The following is a 24169-nucleotide window of genomic DNA, read 5'->3' on the forward strand; positions in this document are numbered from 1 at the left end:
ACAGCGCAGGCCCGGCACTGCAGCGGGCCTGCCTCGTCCGCGAACTCTTCCCATCGCGGCTAGGAACCCCATCCGGTCACCGAGCGGTTCCGCCGCAAACGTACGAACAGGAACACCCCGGTCCCGAGAACGGCCGCTCCCGCGACGATGATCGCGACGGTGAACGTCATCGCCCCGCCGGAGTCGTCACCGTCGTCCCCCGGAGCCGCGACCGCCTCCGGCGCCGCGGAGGACTGACCGGAGTTCGACGGATCCGACAAGGCGGACGGAGATGGCGACACGGAAGGCGAGGGGACGGCAGGCATGTCGCCGCGTACACCGATCAGCGGATTCACATCCGGCGGCCCGGGATCGCCGCTCCAATTGAGGGCGTTGCGCGGGCTGATGTTGCCCCAGCCCAGGAGGTCGTTGGGGACGGGGCCCTGGGGCTTGTTGGCGGATTCGGTGAGGACGCGGATCACTTGGTTCGCTGTGTAGTGCGGGTACTTGGCCCACACCAGTGCGGCAATGCCGGAGGTAAGGGCCGCGGAGTGGGACGTTCCGGCGCCTTTGCAGTAACCCGTGACACCGGTACACGCGGTCACGACGTCGACGCTGGGGGCCGCGATGGAAACCCACCCGCCCGAATGGGACTTCGACCAGACGGTGCCGTTCTGGTCGTGCCCGGCGACACCGAGCACGCCCGTATGTGCTGCGGGGTAGATCACCGGCGGATTGATGTCCTTCAGATTTCCGCTCCCCGCGACGACCAGTTTGCCTCGGCTGATCGCGTAGGCGATGGCTCGCCCCTCAACCGAATTTCCGCCGCCTTCGATCGACAGATTGATGATCTGAGCGGGCGAATCGGCCGCGGCGCGAATCGCGGCCTCAAGCTTGTCGAAGTCCATGACCTCGCTGTCGAGCAAACCGACTTTGTAAGAGATGATTTTCGCTTTCGGGGCGACACCCATCGCACCTTGACCCGCGTTACCACGACCGGTCCCGGCGATGTCGCTCGCCATGGTCGTCCCGTGACTGCTGCCGTAGCCATCACCGAAGGGCGTTTGAACCACTTGGCCGGCCAAGTCCGGATGCGTACTGTCCACACCGGAGTCAATCAGCGCAACCGTCACTCCTTCGCCTTGGGACGTGCGCCAAGCCTCTTCAATATTCCATGCGTTCAGATACCACTGTTGTGCACGGACGGACTCGACCGCGCCTGCCGGCGGAATCCCGGCCATGGTGGCCACCATGGCAAGCAGCCCCGCAAGGCTAAGCGCTCCACGGCCAACCCACGGCTTGCGCGTTGCCATCAACCAATCACCGGTGGCACACCATCGTTTCGTCGGCCGCCCCAAGCCTCGTCATCGTCGTCGAGGTGTTCCGCGCGGGCTCGTGAGCGTCTTTCTCCCTGCAGTGGGTTCGATGACGGCAGTCCCGTCGCCCCGCTCATGGGACGCCCTGCCGTTACGTCGGACACCGCGTGCGGCGCCTCCTGCTGAGGTGTCGTCTCGAGGCGGCGCAACCCCGACCCGCCTTGCGTGAACTCACCCCGAGTGCCCGGGGTCCGGCTGCGCGGCGTACCCCCGACCGTCCCACCGGGAACGCCGAGGGGTGGCCGCGCCGCCGACGTACGGCTTGCGGTGCCCCCTGTCACAGCAGGCGCTCCTGCTGTCGCGCCCACAGGCGTACCTACTCGGCCACTACCGACGCGGTGGTCCTCAGGCGCCATGTGACCCGACCGCGTGGTTCCACCCACGACGCCCTCACCACGGGGAATCGAGCGGCCTGGTGGCGGCACGGGACTTGTCGAACTCGTTCTGTTCGGCGCAGCAGTTCTGCCCACCACATCTGGAATGACTCCCGGACCGTTGCGCAACGAGCCTCCGACGCCCCGCGATTCGGCGGTCCCTTTTCCGACCAACGTGCCCCCACTGACTCCGTCCCTGTCGGGCGGCACCGTACGGGGAAGGGATTCGAGGCCCGTCACCGGCGATGTTCGAGCGCTGTTGCCCGTCGTCGGTTCCGGTGCGACAGCCGGGGATGGAGGAGCTTGTGCATTGGAGGGAACCCCGGCAAGGCTCGCCGCCTGCGGAAGCGTGCCGGTGAAGGGCATTGCCGACGGCAGTGCGGCCCCCGAAGCGGTCGGCCACGCCACCGCATGGGGGGTGACCGATCGGCCACCGGGCGCCGTGGATCCGCTGCTCGGTCCGCTCGCAAGTGCTGTCTGCTCGGCGACACTTACGGCCGCGGCGCTGGTGAATCCCAAAGGCACGGCGGCATCGTCCTCGTCACCGATATCGACTCGATGCAGGTCCGCCGCCCGGTGAAACTGCGGCCTCGGATACGTGTTGATCGAATCCCGTACCGCCAGATACGTCGATGCCAAGCGCCGCATCGCGCCGACCGCCTCTTGGTGCTCCTGGGCGATGTGCTGCTCCCGCTGCTGGATGGCCGCGGTCGTGCCCGCCGGGTCGAGTGTCGCGGCGACGTCGGCGTGCGCCGTCAGGGCCTGGAGCGTTTCGATGGCTTCCGTCGGGACCGGGGGGAAGCTGTTGACGGTGTTCGTCATCTCCGTTCCGGCGGTCCACAGTTGCGAGCCTTGAAAGCGCGCGAAGTCGGCGAGTTGGTAGGCGGAGGTGACGAGTTGTTGTGCCCAGTCGTGGAAGACCGCCGCGGACGAGCCATTCCACACCATCCCGTCGCGCTTGAGCTGCAACGTCCTCGCCGCGCTCTGAATCTTCTGCGATGCGGCGAACAGCCGGTCCCCCGACTCGTAGATCAGGTCCCCGCGGACGCCCGCGAGCTTGGCGAGCAGCGTCGCGTGGTCCATCCCCTCGAAGTTGGTCAGCAGCGGAGCCGTCATGGCCGTCCCTTTCCCCGCGCGTCGTGGTCACCCGACACCGGCGTCACCCGCTCCGGGGGTTCCTGTCGTCGTGGGCGGGGGTGCGGGCTCCACGTTGTATCTCGGGTCCTTGCCCGGCTCACCGTAGATCAGGAGCGCCAGCCGATGCCGGGCGCTTTCATCCGCCAGCAACGTCTTGTCCCCCGCCATACGGATCGTCAAAGCCATCGCCTCGATATGCGCACTCAGCATCCGGGCGAACCTGCGGACCTCTTCGACCATGAACGACGACGACAGGGCGATGTGGTACGCCTCTTCGAACCCCGTCCCGTAGTAGTCCCACTTCAGGCGGCCCGCGACCGGGTCGTCGATGACGACGTCGCCGGCGGTGAGGTCTTCGAGGACGCCGAGGACGGTCGTCTCGAACTCGCGCATGGAGGCGAGGTCCATCTTCAGCTGTTCGACGGCCGCCGTGCTCATGGGGCCGTCGGATGGCAATCCCATCGGTTTGCCTCCCCCGTGGAAGCTTCGGCGCCGCGTGGGTCAGGGCGCCCCGCACGAGTTTAGCCAACCGCGGTGTCGCGACGGTTGGTCGTGGTTCCTAGGCGGGCGGGGTGGTGGTCGCGGTCCCGGTGGTGGTGGGTGAACCCGTCGGGGAGGCGGACGAGGGCGGAGGGCTCGACACAGGCGGCTCGGGGCTCGTCTGCGGCGGTCCGGGCGTCGAGTCCTGCGGGTTCGGTACGGGCGGCGGCGGGGGCGGGAGTTGCGGTGCGCCTCCCGGGTCGCCGGGGGCCGGCGGCGGGGGTGACGACGTTCCCGGTGGCGTGGTTCCCGAGCCGGTCGCCGTCGGGGACTTCGACGCGGAGGCGCTGCGCGCGTCGCTCGCCGTCGGGGAGTGCGCGGATGTCGACGAAGTCGCCCCCGACGCCCGCCCGTTCGCATCGCGTTCCGGAGCCGCGGCGCCCGCCGGGGACCCGCCGCCGACCGGTGCGGTACGGCTGACCGTCGCCTCGCCGGTGCCCGGGCTCCCGCCGCCGCCCGACGAGTCCGTGCTGCCCAGGCCGATCACGACGCCGAGCGTCACCACGAGGACGGCCGCGGCCCCCAGCGTCATGACGCCGCGCTTCCCGGCCATCGACGCGGACACCGCGCGGCGCCGGCTGACCGCGGCGACGTCGGTGACGGCGCCCGCGACGGTACGGGGACGCTCCCCGGCGAGGAGGAGGACGCGGCGGTCGGCGGCCAGGCCGCGCTTGTCGCTCGCGTCGCGGAGGCGCGAGGCGGCGGTGGCCTCCTCGCGGGCCTGGTCGGGATCCCCCTCGCACAGCGACAGCACCGCCAACTCGTGACGGAACCACGCTTGTTCGGTAGAAGCACCGGACGACGCGCAGGCGGCGCCGCCGAGTTCGAGGCAGGTGCGCCACGCCTCGAAGCGCAGTGCGGACGCGAACGCGGGTGCCGCGGCGCGCGCGAGGACGCGGACGGAGCTCGGCTTGCCGAGGCGTTCGACCTCGCGCAGGCACGCGAGGATCACATCGGCTTCGTCGGCGACCTGCGCGGCACTCACCGTCGGGTGCGACACCCACCACGTGAAGTGCTGCATCGCCGCGACGGTCCACGACGACGGGCCGCGCATCAGGCCGGCGGCCTCGTCGATGACGCCGGCGGCGAGGCGGTACCGGCCGCCCTCGGCGACGGCCAGCCCCGCCGCGACGAGTTCGGTCGCGGCGTCGTCCGCGTCGGTCGCGCCGGTGAGTGCGGGAAGGTGCGCGGGGTCCGGCACCAGGCCCTCCAACGCGGCGCCGAGACGCAGCACTTGCTGCGCCGACGGCGACAGCAGCGGAACCAACCTCGGGACGAACAACCGGGGTTCGCCCGGCGAGGGCAACTCCGGCTGGGACGAGCCGAATTGCTCGGCGACGAGGTCGTACGCGGAGCCGCCGCCCCGCTTCGCGTCCCGGAGCGTCGCGGTGCCGAGCCGCGCCAGCAGTGCCCCGGCCTGGACGAACCGCCCGGGGTGGCCGTCCGCTTCGAACCACAGCGCGGCGGCCCAGGCCAGTTCCTCGTCGTCGAGTTCGCGGTCGGCCGCGCGCGCGAGCAGCGCGAAGGCCGCGTCCTGCGACAGGCCGCCGAGCGTGATCTCGTGGAACGGCGAGTCGGCGCGCGCGGCTGCCTCCGCCGCGCTGCCGTCGGGGTTGCGCGGCGACGCCTTGGCCGCCACGAGGAACACGCATTCCGGTGCGATACGCAGCAGTTCGTCGGTTTCGGCCGCGCTGATGTCGAGGTCGTCGACGACCACGAGCGCGGCGACGTCGACGAGGAGCCCGGCCAGCGTGTCGCGGCCCGGGCGGTGCGGCTCGCCGGAGAAGCACGCGTCGTGGAACTGCTGGAGAAGGTCGGCGAGTCCGCGTCGCCGGCCGTCGAGGACGACGACGCCGTCCGGCGCCCCGACGGCGTCCCCGGAGGCCAGGTGCCGGAGCAGGGTGCTGCGTCCGATCCCGGCGGGACCGCCGACGCGTACCGACGTCCCCCGGCTCAACATCCCGCGGATCTCGATGATTTCGGCGGTGCGCCCGAGCGGCGGGTGGCCCGACGGGCGGGCCTCGGCGCTCGTGCGTTCGGGTATCGGCCGCGAGGTCACCGGCAGCGGTACGACCTCGCTCCCGTCGGGCGTGCCGAGTGTCAACAGGTGTGCGCCGACGGCGAGTTGTACCAGCGAGCCGGGGCCCGTCGGACCCGCGACGGCACTGAAGGCGGCTTCGCGAGAAGGGCGTTCGCGTCCCGGCTTGCCGGGGTACGCGTCCGCGAGGTCTCCGAAGTCGGCGAACGGCTTGCTCCCCGGGGCGTCTTCGTCGGCCGGCGGGGAGCCTCCGGCCCCGTCCCGGTCCTGGGGGGTCTGGTACCCGTCCCCGACGCGTCGCGGGGTTGTGTCCATGAGTCTCCTTCGTGCCCCGTACGACCCGCCAGGTGCCCGGCCGACCCTTCCAGCGTCCCACCGGGGACGCCCCGCGGCGTCGGCGGCGGCGAAACCTTCGCTCACTCTCCACAACGCGGGAGAACGCGACGAGCGGCACGTGGCAAGACGAGGCGGGAAAAGCACAACGGCCGCGGTCGGCCCCCGAGAATAGGGGGCCGAGCCGCAGCCGCCAAACCGAAACCCGGCGGGAAACGCGCCGGTCAGCCGTCCAACCGGTTCGCCTTCCGGATCTCCGCGACGATGCGCCCCATGATCTCCGTGATGCCGAAGTCCTTGGGCGTGAACACCGCGGCGACGCCCTGGGCCAGCAGTGCCCGCGCGTCCGCGCCCGGGATGATCCCGCCGACGACGACCGGCACGTCGTCGAGGCCCGCCTCCCGCATGCGCGCCAGGACGTCGGGGATCAGCTCCAGGTGCGAGCCGGACAGGATCGACAGCCCGATGCAGTGCACGTCCTCCTCGACGGCCGCCGCCACGATCTGCGCCGGGGTGAGGCGGATGCCCTGGTACACGACCTCGAAGCCCGCGTCCCGCGCGCGCACGGCGATCTGCTCGGCGCCGTTGGAGTGCCCGTCGAGGCCCGGCTTCCCGACCAACAGCCGCAGGCGGCCCCCGAGTTCCTCACCGGTCACGCGCACGGTCTCGCGCACCGCGGACAGTTCCGCGCCGGCCTCCTGCACGCCGACGACTCCCGAGACCCCGGTGGGCGCCCGGTACTCGCCGAACTCCTCGCGCAGCGCGCCCGCCCACTCGCCGGTCGTGACGCCCGCGCGCACGCACTCCAGCGTCGCCGGCATCAGGTTCACCGCGGCGTTCGTCCCGGTCGCCTTCCACGCGCGCGCGTCCACCCGCAGCCGGTCGAGAGCCGCGTCGGCGGCGGCCTGGTCGCGCCCCGCACGCCACGCGCGCACGGCCTCGGCCGCGGCGGACTCCACGGCCGGGTCGACGGTCTGGATCGCCGTGTCCAGGTCGGCGATCAGCGGATTCGGCTCGGTGGTGTCGAACTTGTTGACGCCGACGACGATTTCGTCCCCCGCCTCGATGCGGGCCCGCCGCGCGGCGTGGGACGCGACGAGCTGCGACTTCATGTAGCCCGACTCGATGGCCGCGACCGCACCGCCCATGGCCTGGACGCGGTCCATCTCCTCCTTGGCCCCCGCGACGAGGTCGGCGACCTTGCGCTCGACGACCGTCGACCCGGCGAAGATGTCGTCGTACTCCAGCAGATCGGACTCGTACGCCAGCACCTGCTGGATGCGCAGCGACCACTGCTGGTCCCACGGCCGGGGCAGGCCCAGCGCCTCGTTCCAGGCCGGCAGCTGCACGGCCCGCGCCCGCGCGTCCTTCGACAGCGTGACGGCGAGCATCTCCAGCACGATGCGCTGGACGTTGTTCTCCGGCTGCGCCTCGGTCAGGCCGAGCGAGTTGACCTGCACGCCGTAGCGGAAGCGGCGGTGTCTGGGGTCCTCGACGCCGTAGCGCTCGCGCGTGAGTTCGTCCCACAGCGCCACGAACGCCCGCATCTTGCACATCTCTTCGACGAACCGCACGCCGGCGTTCACGAAGAACGAGATGCGCGCCACCACGTCGCCCATGCGCTCCTGCGGCACCTGCCCGCTGTCGCGCACCGCGTCGAGCACCGCCATCGCGGTGCACAGGGCGTACGCGATCTCCTGGACCGGCGTGGCCCCGGCCTCCTGCAGGTGGTAGCTGCAGATGTTGATCGGGTTCCACTTGGGGATGTGCGAGACGGTGTACGCGACGGTGTCGGTCGTCAGCTTGAGCGACGGCCCCGGCGGGAAGACGTACGTCCCGCGCGACAGGTACTCCTTGATGATGTCGTTCTGCGTCGTGCCGGCGAGCTTCGTGATGTCGGCGCCCTGCTCCTCGGCGGCGACCTGGTACAGCGCGAGCATCCACAGCGCGGTGGCGTTGATCGTCATCGACGTGTTCATCCCGTCCAGGGGGATGCCGTCGAAGAGCTGGCGCATGTCGCCGATGTGCGAGACCGGCACGCCGACCTTGCCCACCTCGCCGCGCGCAAGCTCGTGGTCGGGGTCGTAGCCGGTCTGCGTCGGCAGGTCGAACGCGACGGACAGGCCGGTCTGGCCCTTGGCCAGGTTGCGCCGGTAGAGGGTGTTGGACTCCTTGGCCGAGGAGTGGCCGGCGTACGTGCGCATGACCCACGGGCGGTCACGCTGCGGCCGTTCGGGTGAGGGCTGAGCTGAGGGCGTCTGGCTCGCCACGGGGACCTCCGGGAGGGTTCCGGGCCCCGCACGGCGGCGACGGCTGCCGGCCTCGATCCCTCATCGACGGGGTCCGGCGCACGCCGCACCGGCGCGGCCCTGCTTACCCGCGAGTGTACTGACGGGTAATGCCCTGTGGGCAGGCGGCGTGACCAAGCTCAACGGGGGAAAGCCCTCCGACGCGGGCTTTCGGCGCTCGCTCGGGCCCTGACCGCCCCGGGGGCTCAGGCCGCGACGGGCTGCAGGATCAGGATCCGGTTGAGCCGCGTGATCACGAGGACGCGGTGCACCGCCGGAGTGACCCCGCGCAGGATGAAACGGCGTTCCCGGCGGCCGGCGCGGCGGTGTATGGCGACGAGGAGGCCGAGGCCGGTGGCGTCCAGCGCGTCCACCCCGGAGACGTCGAGCACGAAGTCGCCTTCGCCGCCGTCGATCGCCTCGTGCACGCGCGACCGCACGTCGGCGGCGGAGTGTACGTCGAGTGCGCCGCTCAGATGCAGGTCGCTGTTGTCGCCCCAGACGTGCATGTCGCCTCCTCTGGTCGGAGTGCCTCCGGTCCCGACGGGCATTTGCGTCTATATCAGAACACTGGATCCCGATCTTGCCCCGGTTCCTTGAGGAACTTCACTCCATCAAGCGACAAAGGCGAGCCCGAGATCATTCCCGGACCCGCCTCCGTGTCGCGTACGTCTCACCGCCGCCGCCTCGCCGGCACGGCGCCGACGACCCGCGTCATTCGTACGAGTAGAACCCCTTGCCGCTCTTGCGACCCAGGTCACCGGCCGTGACCATGCGGTTCAGCAACTCCGGCGGCGCGAACTTCTCGTCCTTCGTCTCCTCGTAGATGTTGGCGCTGGCGTTGCGCATGATGTCCACGCCGGTCAGGTCGATCGTGGCCAGCGGGCCCATCGCGTGGCTGAACCCCAACTTGCACGCGACGTCGATGTCCTCGGCCGTCGCGACCCCGGCCTCGTACAGGCGGACCGCCTCGGTGGTCAGCGCGGCGATCAGGCGCGTGGTGACGAACCCGGCGACGTCGCGGTTGACCACGATGCAGGTCTTGCCGACCCCCTCGGCGAACGTGCGTGCGACGGCCAGCGTCTCGTCCGACGTCTTGTAGCCGCGCACCAGTTCGCACAGCGCCATCAGCGGGACGGGCGAGAAGAAGTGCGTGCCGACCACGGCCTCGGGGCGCCCGGTCACCGCCGCGATCTGGGTGATCGGGATCGCGGAGGTGTTCGTCGCGAGCACCGCGCCGTCCTTGGCCAGGCGGTCCAGCTCGCGGAAGACCTCCTGCTTGACCTCGATCCTCTCGAACACCGCCTCGACGACCAGATCCGCGTCGGCGACCGCGCCGAGGTCCGTGGTCACGCTCAGCCGCGCCAGGGCGGCCTCGGCGTCCTCGGCCGTCAGCCTGCCCTTGGCGACGAACTTCTCGTACGACGCGGCGATGCCGCTCCGGGCCCGGTCCAGGGCGGCGTCGGTGACGTCGCGCAGGATGACCTCGTAACCGTGCTGGGCGGAGACCTGGGCGATCCCCGCGCCCATGAGCCCGGCACCGATGACGGCGATCTTCTTCGTCACGTCGAACCCTCTCTCGTACCTGCGAATGCCTGCGAACACATGCGAACACATGCGAACGTGCGCGGACGTGCGGGTTGCTTCCCTCCGGGAGCGTAACGGCCACCCGAACGGCCCTCGCGGCTGGTCCCTCACTGTCCCGCGCCCGGCCCGTGGGGCAATCTGGGAGGGGAGGCGATATGGACCACACGTACCTGCTCACGCCGCTGATCGGCTTCGCGGTCGTGGGGCTGCTGGCCCTGTTGTTGCGCTGGACGTTCGGGCGGGGCCGCTCGCTCGTCCCCCGCACCCCCCGCAAGGGTTCCCCCGACGACTACGGCCTGCTCGTCGAGGTCGCCTCCCCCGCCGATCCCGCGCACGGGCGCCGCCTGTGCCGCGTCCTGAGCACCGACGGCATCCGCTCCACCCTCGTCGAGACGACGGACGGCCCCCGCGTGATGGTGTGGCCGCCCGACGAGGAAGCCGCCCGGCTCACCCTCGCCCGCCACCTCGACTGACCCCGGACGCGCCTCAGAACCGCGTCTCGGGCTCCGGCTCGCGCGTGACGTTGCCCCCGAGACCCGTCAGCTGGTCGACCAGGTCGTCGTAGCCGCGGTCGATGTGGTGCACCCCGCTCACCAGCGTCTGGCCCTCCGCGACCAGCCCGGCCAACACCAGCCCGGCCCCCGCGCGCACATCGGTCGCCAGCACCGGCGCCCCGGACAAACGTTCGACACCCCGCACGATCGCGTGGTGCCCGTCGGTACGGATCGACGCCCCCAGCCGCAGCAGTTCCTGCAGGAACACGAAGCGCGCCTCGAAGATGTTCTCGGTGATCATCGCGTGGCCGGTCGACACCGCGTTGAGCACCGCGAACTGCGGCTGCATGTCGGTCGCGAACCCCGGATACGGCAGCGTCACCACGTCGACCGCCCCCGGCCTGCGGTCCATCGCCACCCGGAACCCGTCTTCCGTCGTGGTCACCGACGCCCCCGACACGGTCAGCTTGTCGAGCGCGATCTCCAGGTGCTCGGCGCGCGCGTTGCGCACCGTCACGTCCCCCTGCGTGACCGCCGCGGCGACCGCGAACGTACCGGCCACGATGCGGTCCGGCACGGTCCGGTGGGTCACCGGGCTCAGGCCCTCGACACCGTGGATCTCGATCGTCGACGTACCGGCGCCGTCGATCTTGGCGCCCATCTCGCTCAACATCGCGCAGATGTCGACGATCTCGGGCTCCCGCGCCGCGTTGTCGATCAGGGTCGTGCCCTTCGCGAGCACCGCGGCCATGAGGATGTTCTCGGTCGCCCCCACACTCGGGAAGTCCAGCCACACCGACGTCCCGACCAGCCCCTTGGGCGCCTTCGCGATCAGGAAGCCGTGCTCGTTCTCGACCGTCGCCCCCAGCTTGACCAGGCCGTCGATATGCATGTCGAGCCCGCGCGAACCGATCGCGTCGCCCCCCGGGAACGCCACGTGCACCTCACCGCAGCGGGCCAGCAGCGGCCCGAGCACGCAGATCGACGCGCGCATGCTGCGCACGAGGTCGTAGTCGGCCTCGTGGCCGGGCGACGCCGGCACGTCGATGCCGACCGTCCCCGTGGTCTCCCCCTCCACCACGCAACCGAGGCGGCGCAGCAGCTCGCTCATGATCTGCACGTCGAGAATCCGGGGGACCTCCTCCAGGACCGTCACCCCCTCCGCCAGCAGCGCGGCGGCCATGAGCTTGAGCGCGCTGTTCTTCGCACCCGTGATACGCACCTCACCGGCGAGGCGAGCCCCGCCGGTCACCCGGAACCTGTCCATCCCGGCATCGTATGGGCTCCCAGGAGCCCCACCGAACACGTGTCGCACCCCAGTGACACACCCGCGTAGGTTTGGGCACATGGTCAACCTGACACGCATTTACACGCGCACCGGCGACGACGGCACGACGGCGCTCGGCGACATGAGCCGCACCTCGAAGAACGACCCGCGCCTGGTCGCGTACGCGGATGTGGACGAGACCAACTCGGTGATCGGGGTGGCACTCGCGCTCGGCGGTCTGGAGGAGGACGTCCGGGTCCTCCTGACCCGCATCCAGAACGACCTGTTCGACGTCGGCGCCGACCTGTGCACGCCCGTCGTCGCGGACCCGGAGTTCCCGCCGCTGCGCGTGGAGCAGTCGTACGTCGACGCCCTGGAGGCCGCGTGCGACAGCTACAACGAGGCCCTGCCCAAGCTGCGCAGCTTCATCCTGAACGGCGGGACGCCCGGCGCCGCGCTGCTGCACCAGGCCCGTACGGTGGCCCGCCGCGCGGAACGCGGCACGTGGGCGGCGCTGGAGCGGCACGGCGACACCATGAACCCGCTCACCGCGAAATACCTGAACCGTCTGTCGGACCTGTTGTTCATCCTGGCCCGACACGCCAACCGCGAGGCGGGCGACGTGCTGTGGGTCCCGGGCGCGAACCGGTAGCGGGACGGGCACACGGAACGCGGGAAGGGCGGCCCACGGGCCGCCCTCGGTGTGCCGGAAGGCCCGGTCAGGCGACGTTGACGCGCTGCCCCGGCGGAGCCGCCTCCAGCCAGGCCAGGAACCCGGTCAACGCGTCCTCGCTCATGGCGAGCTCCAAGGGTTCGCCGTCGTGCCGGCACACCAGCACCACGGCCCCCGCGAGCAGCGCCAACTCCTCGTGCCCCACCGGCAGACGGCGCTCGACGACCTCGATGTCGTGGCGGTTGAGCACGCGGCGCGGACGCGGGGCGTACGAGAAGACCCGGAACCACTGGATGCGGTCGCCGCTGTAGCGGGCGATGCCGAAGACCCAGCCCTTGCCGTGGTCCATCGGGGCGGGCGGCGACGCCGAATCGGCCGAATCCCCGCCGTCGCCGGACTCGCGCGACCCGGCCCCGGAATCGGACGCGGCGCCCCCCGGGACCGAACTCCCGGACGACGCCGCGGCATGCCCCGCCTCCCCGGACGAGGAGGCGGGCCGGACAACGGGCAGCCGACGCAACGAACAGTCGAATGTGCCGCCCGGACGTTGGACAAGGCGGCGGCGCACCGCGAAGGCACCGACCAGCACGGCCGCGAGGACGATGGCGCCCACGACGACGATGACCACCACGAGGACCATCTCGTCCGACCTCCTCGTGTCAGTCAGCGTCCCGGCCCGGCCGCCGGTTCCGGTCGATCAGGGTCAGTGACCGACGCCCACGCCCGCCGCGCGCAGGCGCGTGTCGGCACGGCGCTCGGCGGCGACGTCCTTCTCGTGTCCGGCACGCTCCAGGGCGCGCTGGGCACGGGCGACGTCGATCTCGTCGGCGAGTTCGACGATCTCGGCAAGCAGGGACAGCTCGTTGTTCGCGAACGACACGAACCCGCCGTGCACCGCGGCGACAATGGTCGTCCCGTCCGCCTGACGGATCGTCACCGGACCGGATTCGAGCACCCCGAGCACCGGGGTGTGCCCGGGCTGGATACCGGTGTCGCCGTCGGTGGTACGCGCGACCACGATGGTGGCCTCGCCCGACCACACCTTGCGGTCGGCCGCGACCAGCTCGACGTGCAGCTCAGCCAACGTGGCTCCTCAGGTCGTACGGCGGGCGCCGAGCGCCCGGCCGTGTCCCGCGGACCGGGTCCCCGGCGCGGGATGCTGTTTGAGAATATCGGTCCTGCGGACCCTGGTTCCAACCGGGGACCACAGGTCGGCACCGCGCGGGCGGTACCGGGCCGGAACACTCGCCTCCCGGACACCTCCCCGGGCACGTGTGCACCTGCTTTCACGGCGGCCACCGAGTCCGCCTGTTTTTGTGGCGGCCACCGAATCCGCCGCTTCGTTCGGCGGCCACCGACTCCGCTGTTTCCCTTTGGCGGCCACCGACTCCACTGCTTCCTTTTGGCGGCCACCGACTCCACTGCTTCCTTTGGCGGCCACCGACTCCGCCTGTGCGAGACGAGGGGCGGCCCGATGCGGACCACCCCTCGCAGCGCACGCGTCCGAGATCAGCCCTTGGCCAGCTCGGCGATCTTCTTCTCCAGGTCGTCGAGACCACCCAGCATGAAGAACGCCTGCTCGGGGGCGTGGTCGTACTTGCCGTCCGCGATCGCGTTGAACGCCTCGATCGTCTCCGACAGCGGCACGTCCGATCCGTCGAGACCGGTGAACTGCTTCGCGACGTGGGTGTTCTGCGACAGGAACCGCTGGATGCGGCGCGCCCGCTGCACGACGAGCTTGTCCTCTTCGGAAAGCTCGTCCATACCGAGGATCGCGATGATGTCCTGGAGGTCCTTGTACTTCTGCAGGATGTTCTTGACGCGCATCGCGCAGTCGTAGTGGTCCTGCGCGATGTACCGCGGGTCCAGGATGCGGGACGTCGAGTCCAGCGGGTCCACCGCGGGGTAGATGCCCAGCTCGGAGATGGGACGCGAGAGCACCGTCGTGGCGTCGAGGTGCGCGAACGTCGTCGCCGGGGCCGGGTCGGTCAGGTCGTCCGCGGGGACGTAGATCGCCTGCATCGAGGTGATCGAGTGACCGCGCGTCGAGGTGATGCGCTCCTGGAGCACACCCATCTCGTCCGCGAGCGTCGGCTGGTAGCCCACCGCGGAGGGCATGCGGCCGAGCAGCGTGGAGACCTCGGAGCCGGCCTGCGTGAAGCGGAAGATGTTGTCGATGAACAGAAGCACGTCCTGCTTCTGCACGTCGCGGAAGTACTCCGCCATCGTCAGACCCGACAGCGCGACCCGCAGACGGGTGCCCGGCGGCTCGTCCATCTGGCCGAAGACCAGCGCGGTCTTGTCGAGAACGTCCGACTCGCGCATTTCGTCGATGAGGTCGTTGCCCTCACGCGTGCGCTCGCCGACGCCCGCGAACACCGACACACCGTCGTGGTTGCGCGCGACACGGACGATCATCTCCTGGATGAGGACCGTCTTACCGACGCCCGCACCACCGAAGAGACCGATCTTGCCGCCCTTGACGTACGGGGTCAGCAGGTCGATGACCTTGATGCCCGTCTCGAACATCTCGGTCTTCGAGTCGAGCTGGTCGAACGGCGGCGCCTTGCGGTGGATCGGCCAACGCTCGGTGACCTTGAACTCCGACTTCGGGACGTTCAGCGGCTCACCGAGGGCGTTGAACACGACGCCCTTGGTGCCGTCGCCGACCGGGACGGAGATCGCCTCGCCGGTGTTGGTGACCACCGAGCCGCGGACCAGGCCGTCGGTCGGCTGCATCGAGATCGCCCGCACGAGGCCGTCGGCCAGGTGCTGGGAGACCTCGAGCGTGAGGGTCTTGAGGCCTTCACCCTGCTCGCCCAGGTCGACCTCGACGTGCAGCGCGTTGTACATCTCCGGCATCGCGTCGACGGGGAACTCCACGTCGACGACCGGGCCGATGACCCGGGCGACACGGCCCGTGGCCAGGGCCGTCGTTGCAGTGGCAGACATTTTCTATTCACTCCCCGCGTTCGCGTCGGCCAGGGCGTCCGCGCCGCCGACGATCTCGCTGATTTCGTTGGTGATCTCCGCCTGGCGGGCGTTGTTGGCAAGCCGCGTCAACGTGAGGATGAGTTCCTCGGCGTTCTCGGTCGCCGACTTCATCGCCTTGCGCCGGGCCGCGTGCTCGGAGGCCGCGGACTGGAGCAGGGCGTTGTAGATGCGGCTCTCGACGTACCGCGGCAGCAGCGCGTCCAGCACGCCGGCCGCCGACGGCTCGAACTCGTAGAGCGGGAACGCGCCGCCCGCGGGCTCCTCGTACGAGTCCTCGACCACCAGCGGCAGGACCCGCTTCGCGATCGCGGTCTGCGTGAGCATCGACTCGAACTCGGTGCTGACGATGTGGATCTCGTCCACACCGCCCTCCTCGGTCGGCGTGACGAACGCGTCGATCAGCGTGCCCGCCACCTTCTTCGCGTCGCCGTACTCCGGGCTGTCGGAGAAACCGCTCCACTCGCCCGCGAGGGTACGGTTGCGGAACCGGTTGTAGCCGATGCCTTTGGCGCCGATGACGTACCGCTCCACGTGCTTGCCCTCGCCGCGCAGCAGCTCGATCAGCTGCTCCGTGGCCTTGATGGCGCTGGAGTTGTACGCGCCCGCGAAACCGCGGTCGCTGGTGACCAGGAGCACCGCGGCGCGGGACGCGCTCGGCTTCACCTCGGTCAGCGGGTGCTTCGCGTTGGAGAAGGTCGCGACCGCCGAGACGGCACGGGTCAGTTCGTCGGCGTACGGCTTGGCCGCCGCGACGCGCTGCTGCGCCTTGACGATCCGCGACGCCGCGATGAGCTCCTGGGCGCGCGTGATCTTCTTGGTCGCCGACACGGAACGGATCCGACGCCGGTAGACCCGAAGCTGGGCTCCCATGGGTCAGGACACTCCGTTCTCAGTTGCCGGACTTGACGTGGCGCGTGATGGTCTCCTGGCCGACCTCGTCCTTGCTCAGCGGCTGCACCGTCTCGATCAGCGGGGCGCCGTCGAGCTTGGTGTAGGTCTGCTTGAACGCGTCGAGGGCGTCGATCATCGACTCGACCGTGGAGTCCTCCAGCTTGCCGGTCTCCGCGATGGTGGTCAGGATCTCCTTGCGCGAGATACGCAGGTTCTCCAGGAACTCGCGCTCGAAGCGGCGGATCTCCTCGACCGGCACATCGTCCAGGCGGCCGGTGGTGCCGGCCCAGATGGAGACGACCTGCTCCTCCATCGGGAACGGCGTGTACTGGCCCTGCTTGAGCAGCTCGACCATGCGGGCACCGCGCTCCAGCGCGGACTTCGACGTGGCGTCCAGGTCGGAGCCGAAGGCGGCGAACGCCTCCAGCTCGCGGTACTGGGCGAGCGTCAGGCGGAGCTGGCCGGAGACCGACTTCATGGCCTTGGTCTGGGCCGAGCCACCGACACGGGAGACCGAGATACCGACGTTGACCGCCGGGCGGACACCCTGGTTGAACAGGTCCGACTCCAGGAAGCACTGGCCGTCGGTGATGGAGATGACGTTCGTCGGGATGTACGCCGAGACGTCGTTCGCCTTGGTCTCGATGATCGGCAGACCGGTCATCGAGCCCGCGCCGAGGTCGTCGGAGAGCTTGGCGCAGCGCTCCAGAAGGCGGGAGTGCAGGTAGAAGACGTCACCCGGGTAGGCCTCGCGGCCCGGCGGGCGACGCAGCAGCAGGGACACGGCGCGGTACGCCTCGGCCTGCTTGGTCAGGTCGTCGAAGATGATCAGGACGTGCTTGCCCTGGTACATCCAGTGCTGGCCGATCGCCGAACCGGTGTACGGGGCAAGGTACTTGAAGCCCGCCGGGTCGGACGCGGGGGCCGCGACGATGGTCGTGTAGTCCATCGCGCCGGCCTCTTCGAGCGAGCGCCGCACACTCGCGATCGTCGAGCCCTTCTGGCCGACGGCGACGTAGATGCAGCGGACCTGCTTCGTCGGGTCGCCCGACTTCCAGTTCTCGCGCTGGTTGATGATCGTGTCGACGCAGACCGCGGTCTTGCCGGTCTGGCGGTCGCCGATGATCAGCTGGCGCTGGCCGCGGCCGATCGGGGTCATCGAGTCGATGGCCTTGATGCCGGTCTGCAGCGGCTCGTGCACCGACTTGCGCATCATGACGCCGGGGGCCTGGAGCTCGAGGGCGCGGCGGCCCTCGCTCTCGATCTCGCCCTTGCCGTCGATCGGCCGGCCGAGGGGGTCGACCACGCGGCCGAGATAGTTGTCGCCGACCGGCACCGACAGGACCTCGCCGGTGCGGCGGACCGTCTGGCCCTCTTCGATCGCGCTGAAGTCACCGAGGATGACGACACCGATCTCGCGGACGTCGAGGTTCAGCGCGAGGCCGAGGGTGCCGTCCTCGAACTTGAGGAGTTCGTTGGCCATGACCGAGGGCAGGCCCTCGACCTTGGCGATGCCGTCCATGCACTCGCTGACCGTGCCGATTTCCTCGCGCGAGGCCGCGTCCGGCTCGTACGAGTCGACGAAGCGCTCCAGCGCGTCCCGGATCTCCTCCGGCCGGATCGTGAGCTCCGCCATCTGGTGTCCCTGCTCTCCTAGGTGGTGGGGTTACGGTCCGCCGTCGGTGACGGCGATATCGGAACCGCGTGCTGCTGCCTGTCGTTGTTGCGTGGCGTCGCCGACCGCAAGGGTCAACGGACCAGTCGCCGCCCGGCCTCGTCGAGTCGGGTGGCCACGGTGCCGTCGATGACGTCGTCACCGATCTGCACCCTGACGCCCCCGATCACCTCGGCGTCGATCTCGACGTTGAGGTGCACCGGCCGGTTGTAGATCCGGCCGAGGGCCGCCGCGAGCCTGGTGTTCTGCTCCTCGGTGAGGGGCAGGGCCACCGTGACCAAGGCGACCACGCGGCGCCGACGCTCGGCGGCGAGCCGGGCGTACGCCTCCAGGCCCGCCTCAAGGCTACGGCTTCGCGGGTGGGCGACCAGACGGGTCACCAGGCGCCGGGTGACCGGGCGTACCCGGTCGGCCAGCAGACCCGAGACCAGTTCGGCCTTGCGACCGTCCGCGATGGACGGGTCGGTGAGCGTGGACCGCAGCTCGCGCTGTCCGGCCACGATGCGGCCGAATCGGAACAGCTCGTCTTCGAGGTCGTCGAGGGAACCGTCGCGGTCCGCCCCGATCAGCTCGGCTTCGACCGACAGTTCGTCGATCGCGTCGACCAGGTCGCGCGGACGCGACCAGCGCGCGCGGACCAGACCGCCGAGCAGATCGGCGGCGTCGCCGCCGATCTGGTTGCCGAGGAGCTGGGCCAGGAACGCGGCCCGCGACTCCCCGGTCCGTGCCGGGTCGGTGAAGACCCGGCGCAGTACCACGGTGCGGTCGAGCAGCAGCACGACGGCGTGCAGGTCTTCGGCGAGTGCCGGCATGTCGGCACCCGTCGACTGCGCGAGCGCGTCGAGGCGCTCGCGCGCGGCGGCCATGGACTCCCGGCTGGCGCCCTGCATCAGCGCACCTGCTCGGAGGTCTGGGCAGCGGCCTTGGCCTCGAGCTCGTCGAGGAAGCGGTCGACGACACGGCGCTGGCGCGCCTCGTCCTCGAGCGATTCGCCGACGATCCGGCTCGCCAGATCGGTGGCAAGTTTGCCGATGTCCTGCCGCAGCACGGTGGTGGCCTGCTTGCGGTCGGCCTCGATCTGGGCGTGTCCGGACGCGATGATCTCGTCCTTGATGCGCGCGCCTTCCGAGCGCATCTCGGCGAGCACCACGGCACCCTGCTCACGGGCGTCCTCGGTCAGGCGGCCGGCCTCACGACGGGCGTCGATGAGCTGGGCGCGGTACCGCTCCAGCTCGGCCTGGGCCTCGGCCTGAGCCTCCTCGGCACGCGCAAGGCCGCCCTCGATGGCGTCCGTACGGTCCGCCAGCGTCTTCCGGATCCTCGGCAAAAGGATTTTGCCGAGGAAGAAGAAGACGATGAGGAACGCCACGCCACCGATGATGATCTCGTCGAGCGGCGGGAGAAGAGGGTTCATCTCCTCTTCGCCGCTGGCGATGTGAATCACGGTGGGAACCTCCGTTGGGAAGTGAGACGTCACTTACCGAAGACGAACGGCATGACGACGCCGATGAGGGCCAGCGCCTCGGCGAGCGCGAAGCCGAGCAGCATGTTCTGGCGGATGAGGCCGGTCGCCTCGGGCTGACGGGCCATCGCCTGGACACCGTTACCGAAGATGATGCCGATGCCGACGCCGGGGCCGATCGCCGCGAGGCCGTAACCGATGGAACCGAGGCTGCCGGTAACTTGGGCGAGAAGCATTGGGGCTTTTCCTTTTTTCGAGGCCGGTGGACTGCCCACCGGACGACGGTCGAGGAGGAGTTGGTCTGGTGTCTCTCAGTGCTCGGCTTCGAGCGAGCTGGAGATGTACGAGGCGGTCAGCAGCGTGATGATGTACGCCTGCAGCGCCTGGATCATCAGCTCGAAGGCCACCATGATCACGACCACGACGAACGAGGTCGCGGAGTACAGGGCCCCGATGTGGAAGCCGAGCAGGTACCAGGCCGCGACGCTGAAGGTCACGATCAGCATGTGGCCGGCGAACATGTTGGCGAAGAGTCGGACGGCCAGCGTGAACGGCCGGACGATGATGTTCGAGACGAACTCGATCGGCGCCAGGAGGAAGTAGATCCACTTCGGCAGCCCGGGCGGGAACATCATGTTCTTGAAGTAGCCCACGAAACCCTGGTTCTTGATGCCCAGGTAGAGATACGTGAACCAGACCATGCCCGCGATCGAGGCCGGGAAGGCGATCCGCGAGGTCACCGGGAACTGCGCGAACGGGATGATCGACATCACGTTCATGATCCACACGAAGAAGAAGATCGAGACCAGGAAGGGGACGAAATGGTCGCCCTTCTTGCCGATCGTCTCGCGGGAGATCTGGTCGCGGACGAACAGGTAGCCCAGCTCACCGACGTTCTGCACACCGCGGGGCACGAGCTTCGGGCGCGAGAAGGCGCTCCAGAAGAACACGATCACGATGAGCATCGAGATCAGTGCCAGAAGCATCGGCTTGGTGAAGTCGAACGCCCCGATCGAGAAGATCGGCTTGAACTCGAAGACGTTCAGCCCGGGCGAGGGAAAGCCGCAGCCGGCGTCAAACAGGTGACAGCTACTGGCCATCTGGACGTCAGCAGCCACCATCGACTCCTTCGTCGTGAAGCATCTTTACGGCAACCTCAGTGTGTCGGCGCGGCACAGGACCGCGGAGCGGCACGCAGCAGAGCCCGGTCAGGACCTGCCGTGGCGGACATACACAAGAACCAGGGCCAGAGCGACTCCGACGATCACGCCGATCGGCAGAAAGAGCGCGGAATGTCCCGTCCACCGGTCGATCAGCCAGCCCAGTCCCCCGTATACGGCCATGCCGCCGAGGATGTAGCTCATGCTCGACCATGTGGCGTCGGCCAAACTGTTGCCCTGCGATTCCCCGTTCCGGGAACTTTCCGGGCCGCTTCGGCGTCCACTCTCGCTCATGACGCACCGGACGATAGCAGGACCCCCACGGGCTCATGGAACCCGGGCCGTCGATCTTCGTACCGCCGACGGATGTGGGGCGCGGTAGGCGTCTCATCCGTCATCGTTTCCCGTCCGGTTCGACGTACGCGATCTTCAGCTTGCTGAACACCCGCACCTGTGCGGCGATCCAGACGAGGGTCGCGGCCAGGATGACGATGGCGAAAACCTTGGTGTCGAACCATGTGGCGTCGGCGAACGCGAACAACAAGATGGCCACGGCACCGACCTGGACAAGGTAGGTCAACATGGCCATGTTCATGATCATGAACGGATTGCCGTCGGTGATCCTGCCGATCGCGAGCTGGCCCAACGAGAAGAAGACGAGCACCACGACCGAGGCGAAGGCCGCGCCGATCAGCCCTTTGGATCCGGCGACCAGCGTGCCCACGATCATGGCGACGATCGCGACGGCGGCCGTGGGGACTGCCGAGCCGCGGAGCAGCCGTGCGTCATTGGCCTGCATGTCGGTGTCTCCGGCAAGAGTCGGGGGACGTGGGGGCGGACCAGGACGACATCGCGGCCGACGCTCCCCGGCCTTCCCGCCGGCCCCGTAACCCATTTGGCGGATTCCCGAGGGCGCATCGGACCATTGGTCCTGGTTCGTGAACGCTATCACAAACTATTTGAGCAGAGCTTTACTCGGTTCCTGTGCTCAAGCTCACAGCCGTCCCCGTTGCGCGCGCGACCCGCTCCCGGCCACCGGCCGTGTCGCGGACTCCCTTCCGGGCCAAGGCTGTTCGACCGAGTCCCCGGAGTCGGGTGCGCCCTCCGGATCCGCGTCCGCGTCCCGGTTGCGGCCTCGGCCACGGTATCGGGGCGGGACCACCGCGTACAGCCAGCGCGGGGCGTTGGGCCGGAACCACGGGAGCAGCAGAACGATCAGGCCGAGTGCCATGAACCCCAGTCCCGCGTACACGATCGGACGCCGGTCCGGTCGCACCGAGATCAGGACGGTAAAGGACGCGATCAAACCCGACCAGAAGTACATGATCAGCACCGCACGGCTGTGCGAGTGGCCGATCTCCAGGAGCCGGTGGTGCAGGTGCCCTTTGTCCGCCGCGAACGGCGACTGCCCCGCCCACCCCCGGCGCGTGACGGCCATCACAAGATCCAAGAACGGCACGATCAGCACCGCGAACGGCAGCACCAGCGGGATGTAGACCGGCACCAGCTTGTGGGTCGCGAACGTCTCCGACCCGCTCTGCGCCGAGATCACCTCGGGGTCGAGACGCCCCGTCAGGGTGATCGCCGCGGCGGCGAGCATCAGGCCGATGAGCATCGACCCGGAATCGCCCATGAAGATCCGCGCGGGATGCAGATTGTGCGGGAGGAAACCGGCGCACACCCCGATGAGCAGCGCCGTGAACATGGTCGGGGCGGCGGCACCGTCGATGCCGTAGCCGAACCACAGCCGGTAGGCGTACGCGAAGAACGCCAGGCCCGCTATGCAGACCATTCCGGCCGCGAGCCCGTCGAGTCCGTCGACGAAGTTGACCGCGTTGATGGTGATGACGACGACCGCGATCGTGAGGATCGCACCCTGCGTGGGGCTGAGGCTGTACGTCCCGTGCCCGGGGATCGGCAGCCACAGGATGACGATGCCCTGCCACACCATCACACCGGCGGCGAGGGCCTGGCCGAGCAGTTTGATGATCGCGTCGACGCCCCACTTGTCGTCGATCACCCCGAGCAGGCAGATGAGCGCACACCCGGACAACAGCGCCTGCACGTCCGTGGAGTCGGTGAACACCACTTCCATGCCCGGCAGGTGACGGGCGATCAGCAACCCCGCACACAGGCCGCCGAACATCGCCATGCCGCCGAGGCGCGGTGTCGGCTCCTTGTGCACGTCCCGCGCGCGGATCTCCGGCATCGCGCCCGCGGCGATCGCGAAGCGGCGGACGGCGCCGGTGAGCAGGTACGTGACGGCTGCGGAGACAAACAGCGTCAGCAGGTACTCGCGCAAGACTCAGCCACCGTCCCAGGACTGTGCATATTGCCGCACCACACGCAGCACACTAGAGGTCATCGTCTTCCCGGCGGGAAACGATCGCACAGCAGGGACACCACGAGCCACCACAAGCACGCGTCACACCTTTTGTCCCACCAGCCACTCGGGCCTCTGTGCGCTCTGTGTTCACGATAGAACCACCGGTCGCGTCCCCGCCCCTCAGGGGAGGCGTTGTTCCCTCACATAGACGCGCGCGGGGCCGTTCCGGTGCCGCGATTCACGCCACGACTTTCGCGTGTTCGGGATCATCCGCGCCCGCACCCGGCGCTCAGCCGTGCGGATAGGCCGGGTGCCGGCCCACCAGCTCCGCCACCGCCGCCTTGATGTCCGCCGCCGCACTGCCTCCGGTGTCCCGGACCGCGCGCCCGACGAGCGCCGCGATCTCCTTCATGTCGCCCTCGGTCATGCCCTGGGTGGTCACCGCCGGGGTGCCGACCCGGATCCCCGACGCGATCATCGGCTTGACCGGGTCGAACGGAATCGCGTTCTTGTTGAGCGTGATCCCCGCCCGCTCGCAGCGGGTCTCCGCGTCGCGCCCGCTGATCCCGATCCCCCGCAGGTCCAGCAGCGCCAGATGCGTGTCGGTGCCGCCGGAGACCGCGCGCATGCCCTCCGCCTCCAGGCCGCCCGCGAGCGCCTGCGCGTTGGCGACCACCTGCCGCGCGTACGCCGCGAACGCCGGCTGTGCCGCCTCGTGCAGCGCGACCGCCTTCGCGGCGACCGCGTGCATCAGCGGGCCGCCCTGGCAGAACGGGAAAACCGCCTTGTCGACACGCTCGGCCAGCTCCTCGCGGCACAGGATCATGCCGCCGCGCGGACCGCGCAGGACCTTGTGGGTGGTCGCGGTGACGATGTCGGCGTACGGCACCGGCGACGGCACCACGCCGCCGGCCACCAGGCCGATGAAGTGCGCGGCGTCGACGACCAGGTACGCGCCCACCTCGTCGGCGATCTCGCGGAACACGGCGAAGTCGACCAGCCTCGGATAGGCCGTCGCCCCGCAGATGACCATTTTCGGTCGGTGCCGCCGCGCGAGGTCCCTGACCTGGTCGTAGTCGATCGTCTCGTCCCGCTCGCGCACGCCGTACGCGACGGTGGTGAACCACCGGCCGGAGAAGTTCACCCGCGATCCGTGGGTGAGGTGGCCGCCGTGCGGCAGGGACATCGCCAGGACGGTGTCACCCGGCACGAGGAGGGCCGCGTAGGCCGCGAGGTTGGCCGAGGCACCCGAGTGGGGCTGGAGGTTGGCGTGGGCCGCGCCGAACAGCTCGCACGCGCGGCGCACGCCGATCTCCTCCGCCCGGTCGACCTGCGTGCAGCCGCCGTAGTAGCGCCGCCCCGGATAGCCCTCGGCGTACTTGTTGGAGAGGGTGCTGCCGAGAACCGCGAGGACGGCGGGGGACGTGAAGTTCTCGCTGGCGATCAGCTGGAGACCGCCGCGCTGCCGGGACAACTCGCCGAGCACCACGTCGGCGATGTCGGGGTCAGTCTGCTGGAGAAGGGAGAAGTCCGGACCCCAGAAGGGGCTGTCGGTCGTGCCCATGGCACAACTCC

General features: G+C 69.7%; 23 protein-coding genes. 2 read left to right on the plus strand and 21 right to left on the minus strand.

The genetic code is table 11. The features are described from left to right. Window positions 1-59: 59 nt before the first annotated feature. The 7 genes from LO772_RS12010 to LO772_RS12040 all read right to left on the minus strand — a co-directional run bounded on the left by LO772_RS12010 (window position 60) and on the right by LO772_RS12040 (window position 9631). Window positions 60-1292 (minus strand): S8 family serine peptidase, encoded by a 1233-nt coding sequence (locus LO772_RS12010; protein WP_231778394.1) that lies wholly within the window; start codon window positions 1290-1292, stop codon window positions 60-62. Continuing rightward, window positions 1292-2845 carry a hypothetical protein gene (locus LO772_RS12015; RefSeq protein WP_231778395.1) on the minus strand — a complete coding sequence of 518 codons (1554 nt, stop codon included), beginning with the start codon at window positions 2843-2845 and terminating at the stop codon, window positions 1292-1294. Before LO772_RS12015 ends, LO772_RS12010 begins: the two co-directional genes overlap by 1 nt. 27 nt (window positions 2846-2872) lie before the next feature. Next, window positions 2873-3328: a hypothetical protein gene (locus LO772_RS12020; protein ID WP_231778396.1), complete on the minus strand. Its 456-nt coding sequence runs from the start codon at window positions 3326-3328 to the stop codon at window positions 2873-2875. A gap of 97 nt (window positions 3329-3425) precedes the next feature. Next, on the minus strand, window positions 3426-5759 hold the full coding sequence (locus LO772_RS12025) for a hypothetical protein (RefSeq protein WP_231779853.1): 2334 nt from the start codon (window positions 5757-5759) through the stop codon (window positions 3426-3428). Between the two features lie 242 nt (window positions 5760-6001). After that, window positions 6002-7981 carry a protein meaA gene (locus LO772_RS12030; protein ID WP_231779512.1) on the minus strand — a complete coding sequence of 660 codons (1980 nt, stop codon included), beginning with the start codon at window positions 7979-7981 and terminating at the stop codon, window positions 6002-6004. Window positions 7982-8271: 290 nt separating this feature from the next. Continuing rightward, complete coding sequence (locus tag LO772_RS12035) at window positions 8272-8574, minus strand: STAS domain-containing protein (protein ID WP_231778397.1); 303 nt, start codon at window positions 8572-8574, stop codon at window positions 8272-8274. Between the two features lie 205 nt (window positions 8575-8779). Next, complete coding sequence (locus LO772_RS12040; protein ID WP_231778398.1) at window positions 8780-9631, minus strand: 3-hydroxyacyl-CoA dehydrogenase family protein; 852 nt, start codon at window positions 9629-9631, stop codon at window positions 8780-8782. A gap of 176 nt (window positions 9632-9807) precedes the next feature. On the opposite strand from LO772_RS12040, the gene LO772_RS12045 reads away from it, so the two are divergent. After that, a complete protein-coding gene (locus LO772_RS12045; protein WP_231778399.1) occupies window positions 9808-10125 on the plus strand; it encodes a hypothetical protein in 318 nt (105 codons plus the stop codon). 13 nt (window positions 10126-10138) lie between these two features. On the opposite strand, the gene murA is transcribed toward LO772_RS12045, so the two are convergent. Beyond that, a complete protein-coding gene (gene murA, locus LO772_RS12050) occupies window positions 10139-11413 on the minus strand; it encodes a UDP-N-acetylglucosamine 1-carboxyvinyltransferase (protein ID WP_231778400.1) in 1275 nt (424 codons plus the stop codon). A gap of 79 nt (window positions 11414-11492) precedes the next feature. Here murA and LO772_RS12055 point away from each other — a divergent pair, with 79 nt between their 5' ends. Next, entirely contained in the window at window positions 11493-12065 is a 573-nt protein-coding gene (locus tag LO772_RS12055; protein ID WP_231778401.1) for a cob(I)yrinic acid a,c-diamide adenosyltransferase, read from the plus strand. 67 nt (window positions 12066-12132) lie between these two features. On the opposite strand, the gene LO772_RS12060 is transcribed toward LO772_RS12055, so the two are convergent. From LO772_RS12060 to glyA, 13 genes are all read right to left on the minus strand, one after another. Continuing rightward, window positions 12133-12717, minus strand: coding sequence for a DUF2550 domain-containing protein (locus LO772_RS12060; protein ID WP_443089451.1), 585 nt, complete (start codon window positions 12715-12717; stop codon window positions 12133-12135). 72 nt (window positions 12718-12789) lie between these two features. Then, window positions 12790-13170 (minus strand): F0F1 ATP synthase subunit epsilon, encoded by a 381-nt coding sequence (locus tag LO772_RS12065; protein ID WP_231778403.1) that lies wholly within the window; start codon window positions 13168-13170, stop codon window positions 12790-12792. A 425-nt stretch (window positions 13171-13595) separates the two neighbouring features. Then, window positions 13596-15038 (minus strand): F0F1 ATP synthase subunit beta, encoded by a 1443-nt coding sequence (atpD, locus tag LO772_RS12070; RefSeq protein ID WP_231778404.1) that lies wholly within the window; start codon window positions 15036-15038, stop codon window positions 13596-13598. Between the two features lie 3 nt (window positions 15039-15041). Further along, a complete protein-coding gene (locus LO772_RS12075; RefSeq protein ID WP_231778405.1) occupies window positions 15042-15950 on the minus strand; it encodes a F0F1 ATP synthase subunit gamma in 909 nt (302 codons plus the stop codon). Window positions 15951-15969: 19 nt separating this feature from the next. Further along, window positions 15970-17607, minus strand: coding sequence for a F0F1 ATP synthase subunit alpha (gene atpA / locus LO772_RS12080; protein WP_231778406.1), 1638 nt, complete (start codon window positions 17605-17607; stop codon window positions 15970-15972). A 113-nt stretch (window positions 17608-17720) separates the two neighbouring features. Beyond that, complete coding sequence (locus tag LO772_RS12085) at window positions 17721-18536, minus strand: F0F1 ATP synthase subunit delta (protein ID WP_231778407.1); 816 nt, start codon at window positions 18534-18536, stop codon at window positions 17721-17723. Further along, on the minus strand, window positions 18536-19090 hold the full coding sequence (locus LO772_RS12090; protein ID WP_269453194.1) for a F0F1 ATP synthase subunit B: 555 nt from the start codon (window positions 19088-19090) through the stop codon (window positions 18536-18538). Before LO772_RS12090 ends, LO772_RS12085 begins: the two co-directional genes overlap by 1 nt. Window positions 19091-19119: 29 nt before the next feature. Next, window positions 19120-19344: an ATP synthase F0 subunit C gene (gene atpE, locus LO772_RS12095; protein WP_231778408.1), complete on the minus strand. Its 225-nt coding sequence runs from the start codon at window positions 19342-19344 to the stop codon at window positions 19120-19122. Between the two features lie 75 nt (window positions 19345-19419). After that, window positions 19420-20229 carry a F0F1 ATP synthase subunit A gene (atpB, locus tag LO772_RS12100; protein ID WP_231778409.1) on the minus strand — a complete coding sequence of 270 codons (810 nt, stop codon included), beginning with the start codon at window positions 20227-20229 and terminating at the stop codon, window positions 19420-19422. 87 nt (window positions 20230-20316) lie between these two features. Then, window positions 20317-20472 carry an AtpZ/AtpI family protein gene (locus LO772_RS12105; RefSeq protein ID WP_231778410.1) on the minus strand — a complete coding sequence of 52 codons (156 nt, stop codon included), beginning with the start codon at window positions 20470-20472 and terminating at the stop codon, window positions 20317-20319. 190 nt (window positions 20473-20662) lie between these two features. Further along, window positions 20663-21067, minus strand: coding sequence for a hypothetical protein (locus tag LO772_RS12110; RefSeq protein ID WP_231778411.1), 405 nt, complete (start codon window positions 21065-21067; stop codon window positions 20663-20665). Window positions 21068-21262: 195 nt separating this feature from the next. After that, complete coding sequence (locus LO772_RS12115) at window positions 21263-22570, minus strand: MraY family glycosyltransferase (RefSeq protein WP_231778412.1); 1308 nt, start codon at window positions 22568-22570, stop codon at window positions 21263-21265. A 313-nt stretch (window positions 22571-22883) separates the two neighbouring features. Continuing rightward, window positions 22884-24158: a serine hydroxymethyltransferase gene (gene glyA / locus LO772_RS12120; protein WP_231778413.1), complete on the minus strand. Its 1275-nt coding sequence runs from the start codon at window positions 24156-24158 to the stop codon at window positions 22884-22886. Between the last annotated feature and the right edge of the window lie 11 nt (window positions 24159-24169).

The sequence above is a fragment of the Yinghuangia sp. ASG 101 genome (genome assembly GCF_021165735.1).
Lineage (GTDB): Bacteria > Actinomycetota > Actinomycetes > Streptomycetales > Streptomycetaceae > Yinghuangia.

Coding starts and splice junctions, on each gene's coding strand:
- LO772_RS12010 (WP_231778394.1), bottom strand. CDS start 1,292: ATGGCAACGCGCAAGCCGTGGGTTGGCCGTGGAGCGCTTAGCCTTGCG.
- LO772_RS12015 (WP_231778395.1), bottom strand. CDS start 2,845: ATGACGGCTCCGCTGCTGACCAACTTCGAGGGGATGGACCACGCGACG.
- LO772_RS12020 (WP_231778396.1), bottom strand. CDS start 3,328: ATGGGATTGCCATCCGACGGCCCCATGAGCACGGCGGCCGTCGAACAG.
- LO772_RS12025 (WP_231779853.1), bottom strand. CDS start 5,759: ATGGACACAACCCCGCGACGCGTCGGGGACGGGTACCAGACCCCCCAG.
- LO772_RS12030 (WP_231779512.1), bottom strand. CDS start 7,981: ATGCGCACGTACGCCGGCCACTCCTCGGCCAAGGAGTCCAACACCCTC.
- LO772_RS12035 (WP_231778397.1), bottom strand. CDS start 8,574: ATGCACGTCTGGGGCGACAACAGCGACCTGCATCTGAGCGGCGCACTC.
- LO772_RS12045 (WP_231778399.1), top strand. CDS start 9,808: ATGGACCACACGTACCTGCTCACGCCGCTGATCGGCTTCGCGGTCGTG.
- murA (WP_231778400.1), bottom strand. CDS start 11,413: ATGGACAGGTTCCGGGTGACCGGCGGGGCTCGCCTCGCCGGTGAGGTG.
- LO772_RS12055 (WP_231778401.1), top strand. CDS start 11,493: ATGGTCAACCTGACACGCATTTACACGCGCACCGGCGACGACGGCACG.
- atpD (WP_231778404.1), bottom strand. CDS start 15,038: ATGTCTGCCACTGCAACGACGGCCCTGGCCACGGGCCGTGTCGCCCGG.
- LO772_RS12075 (WP_231778405.1), bottom strand. CDS start 15,950: ATGGGAGCCCAGCTTCGGGTCTACCGGCGTCGGATCCGTTCCGTGTCG.
- atpA (WP_231778406.1), bottom strand. CDS start 17,607: ATGGCGGAGCTCACGATCCGGCCGGAGGAGATCCGGGACGCGCTGGAG.
- LO772_RS12085 (WP_231778407.1), bottom strand. CDS start 18,536: ATGCAGGGCGCCAGCCGGGAGTCCATGGCCGCCGCGCGCGAGCGCCTC.
- atpE (WP_231778408.1), bottom strand. CDS start 19,344: ATGCTTCTCGCCCAAGTTACCGGCAGCCTCGGTTCCATCGGTTACGGC.
- atpB (WP_231778409.1), bottom strand. CDS start 20,229: ATGGTGGCTGCTGACGTCCAGATGGCCAGTAGCTGTCACCTGTTTGAC.
- LO772_RS12105 (WP_231778410.1), bottom strand. CDS start 20,472: ATGAGCTACATCCTCGGCGGCATGGCCGTATACGGGGGACTGGGCTGG.
- LO772_RS12110 (WP_231778411.1), bottom strand. CDS start 21,067: ATGCAGGCCAATGACGCACGGCTGCTCCGCGGCTCGGCAGTCCCCACG.
- glyA (WP_231778413.1), bottom strand. CDS start 24,158: ATGGGCACGACCGACAGCCCCTTCTGGGGTCCGGACTTCTCCCTTCTC.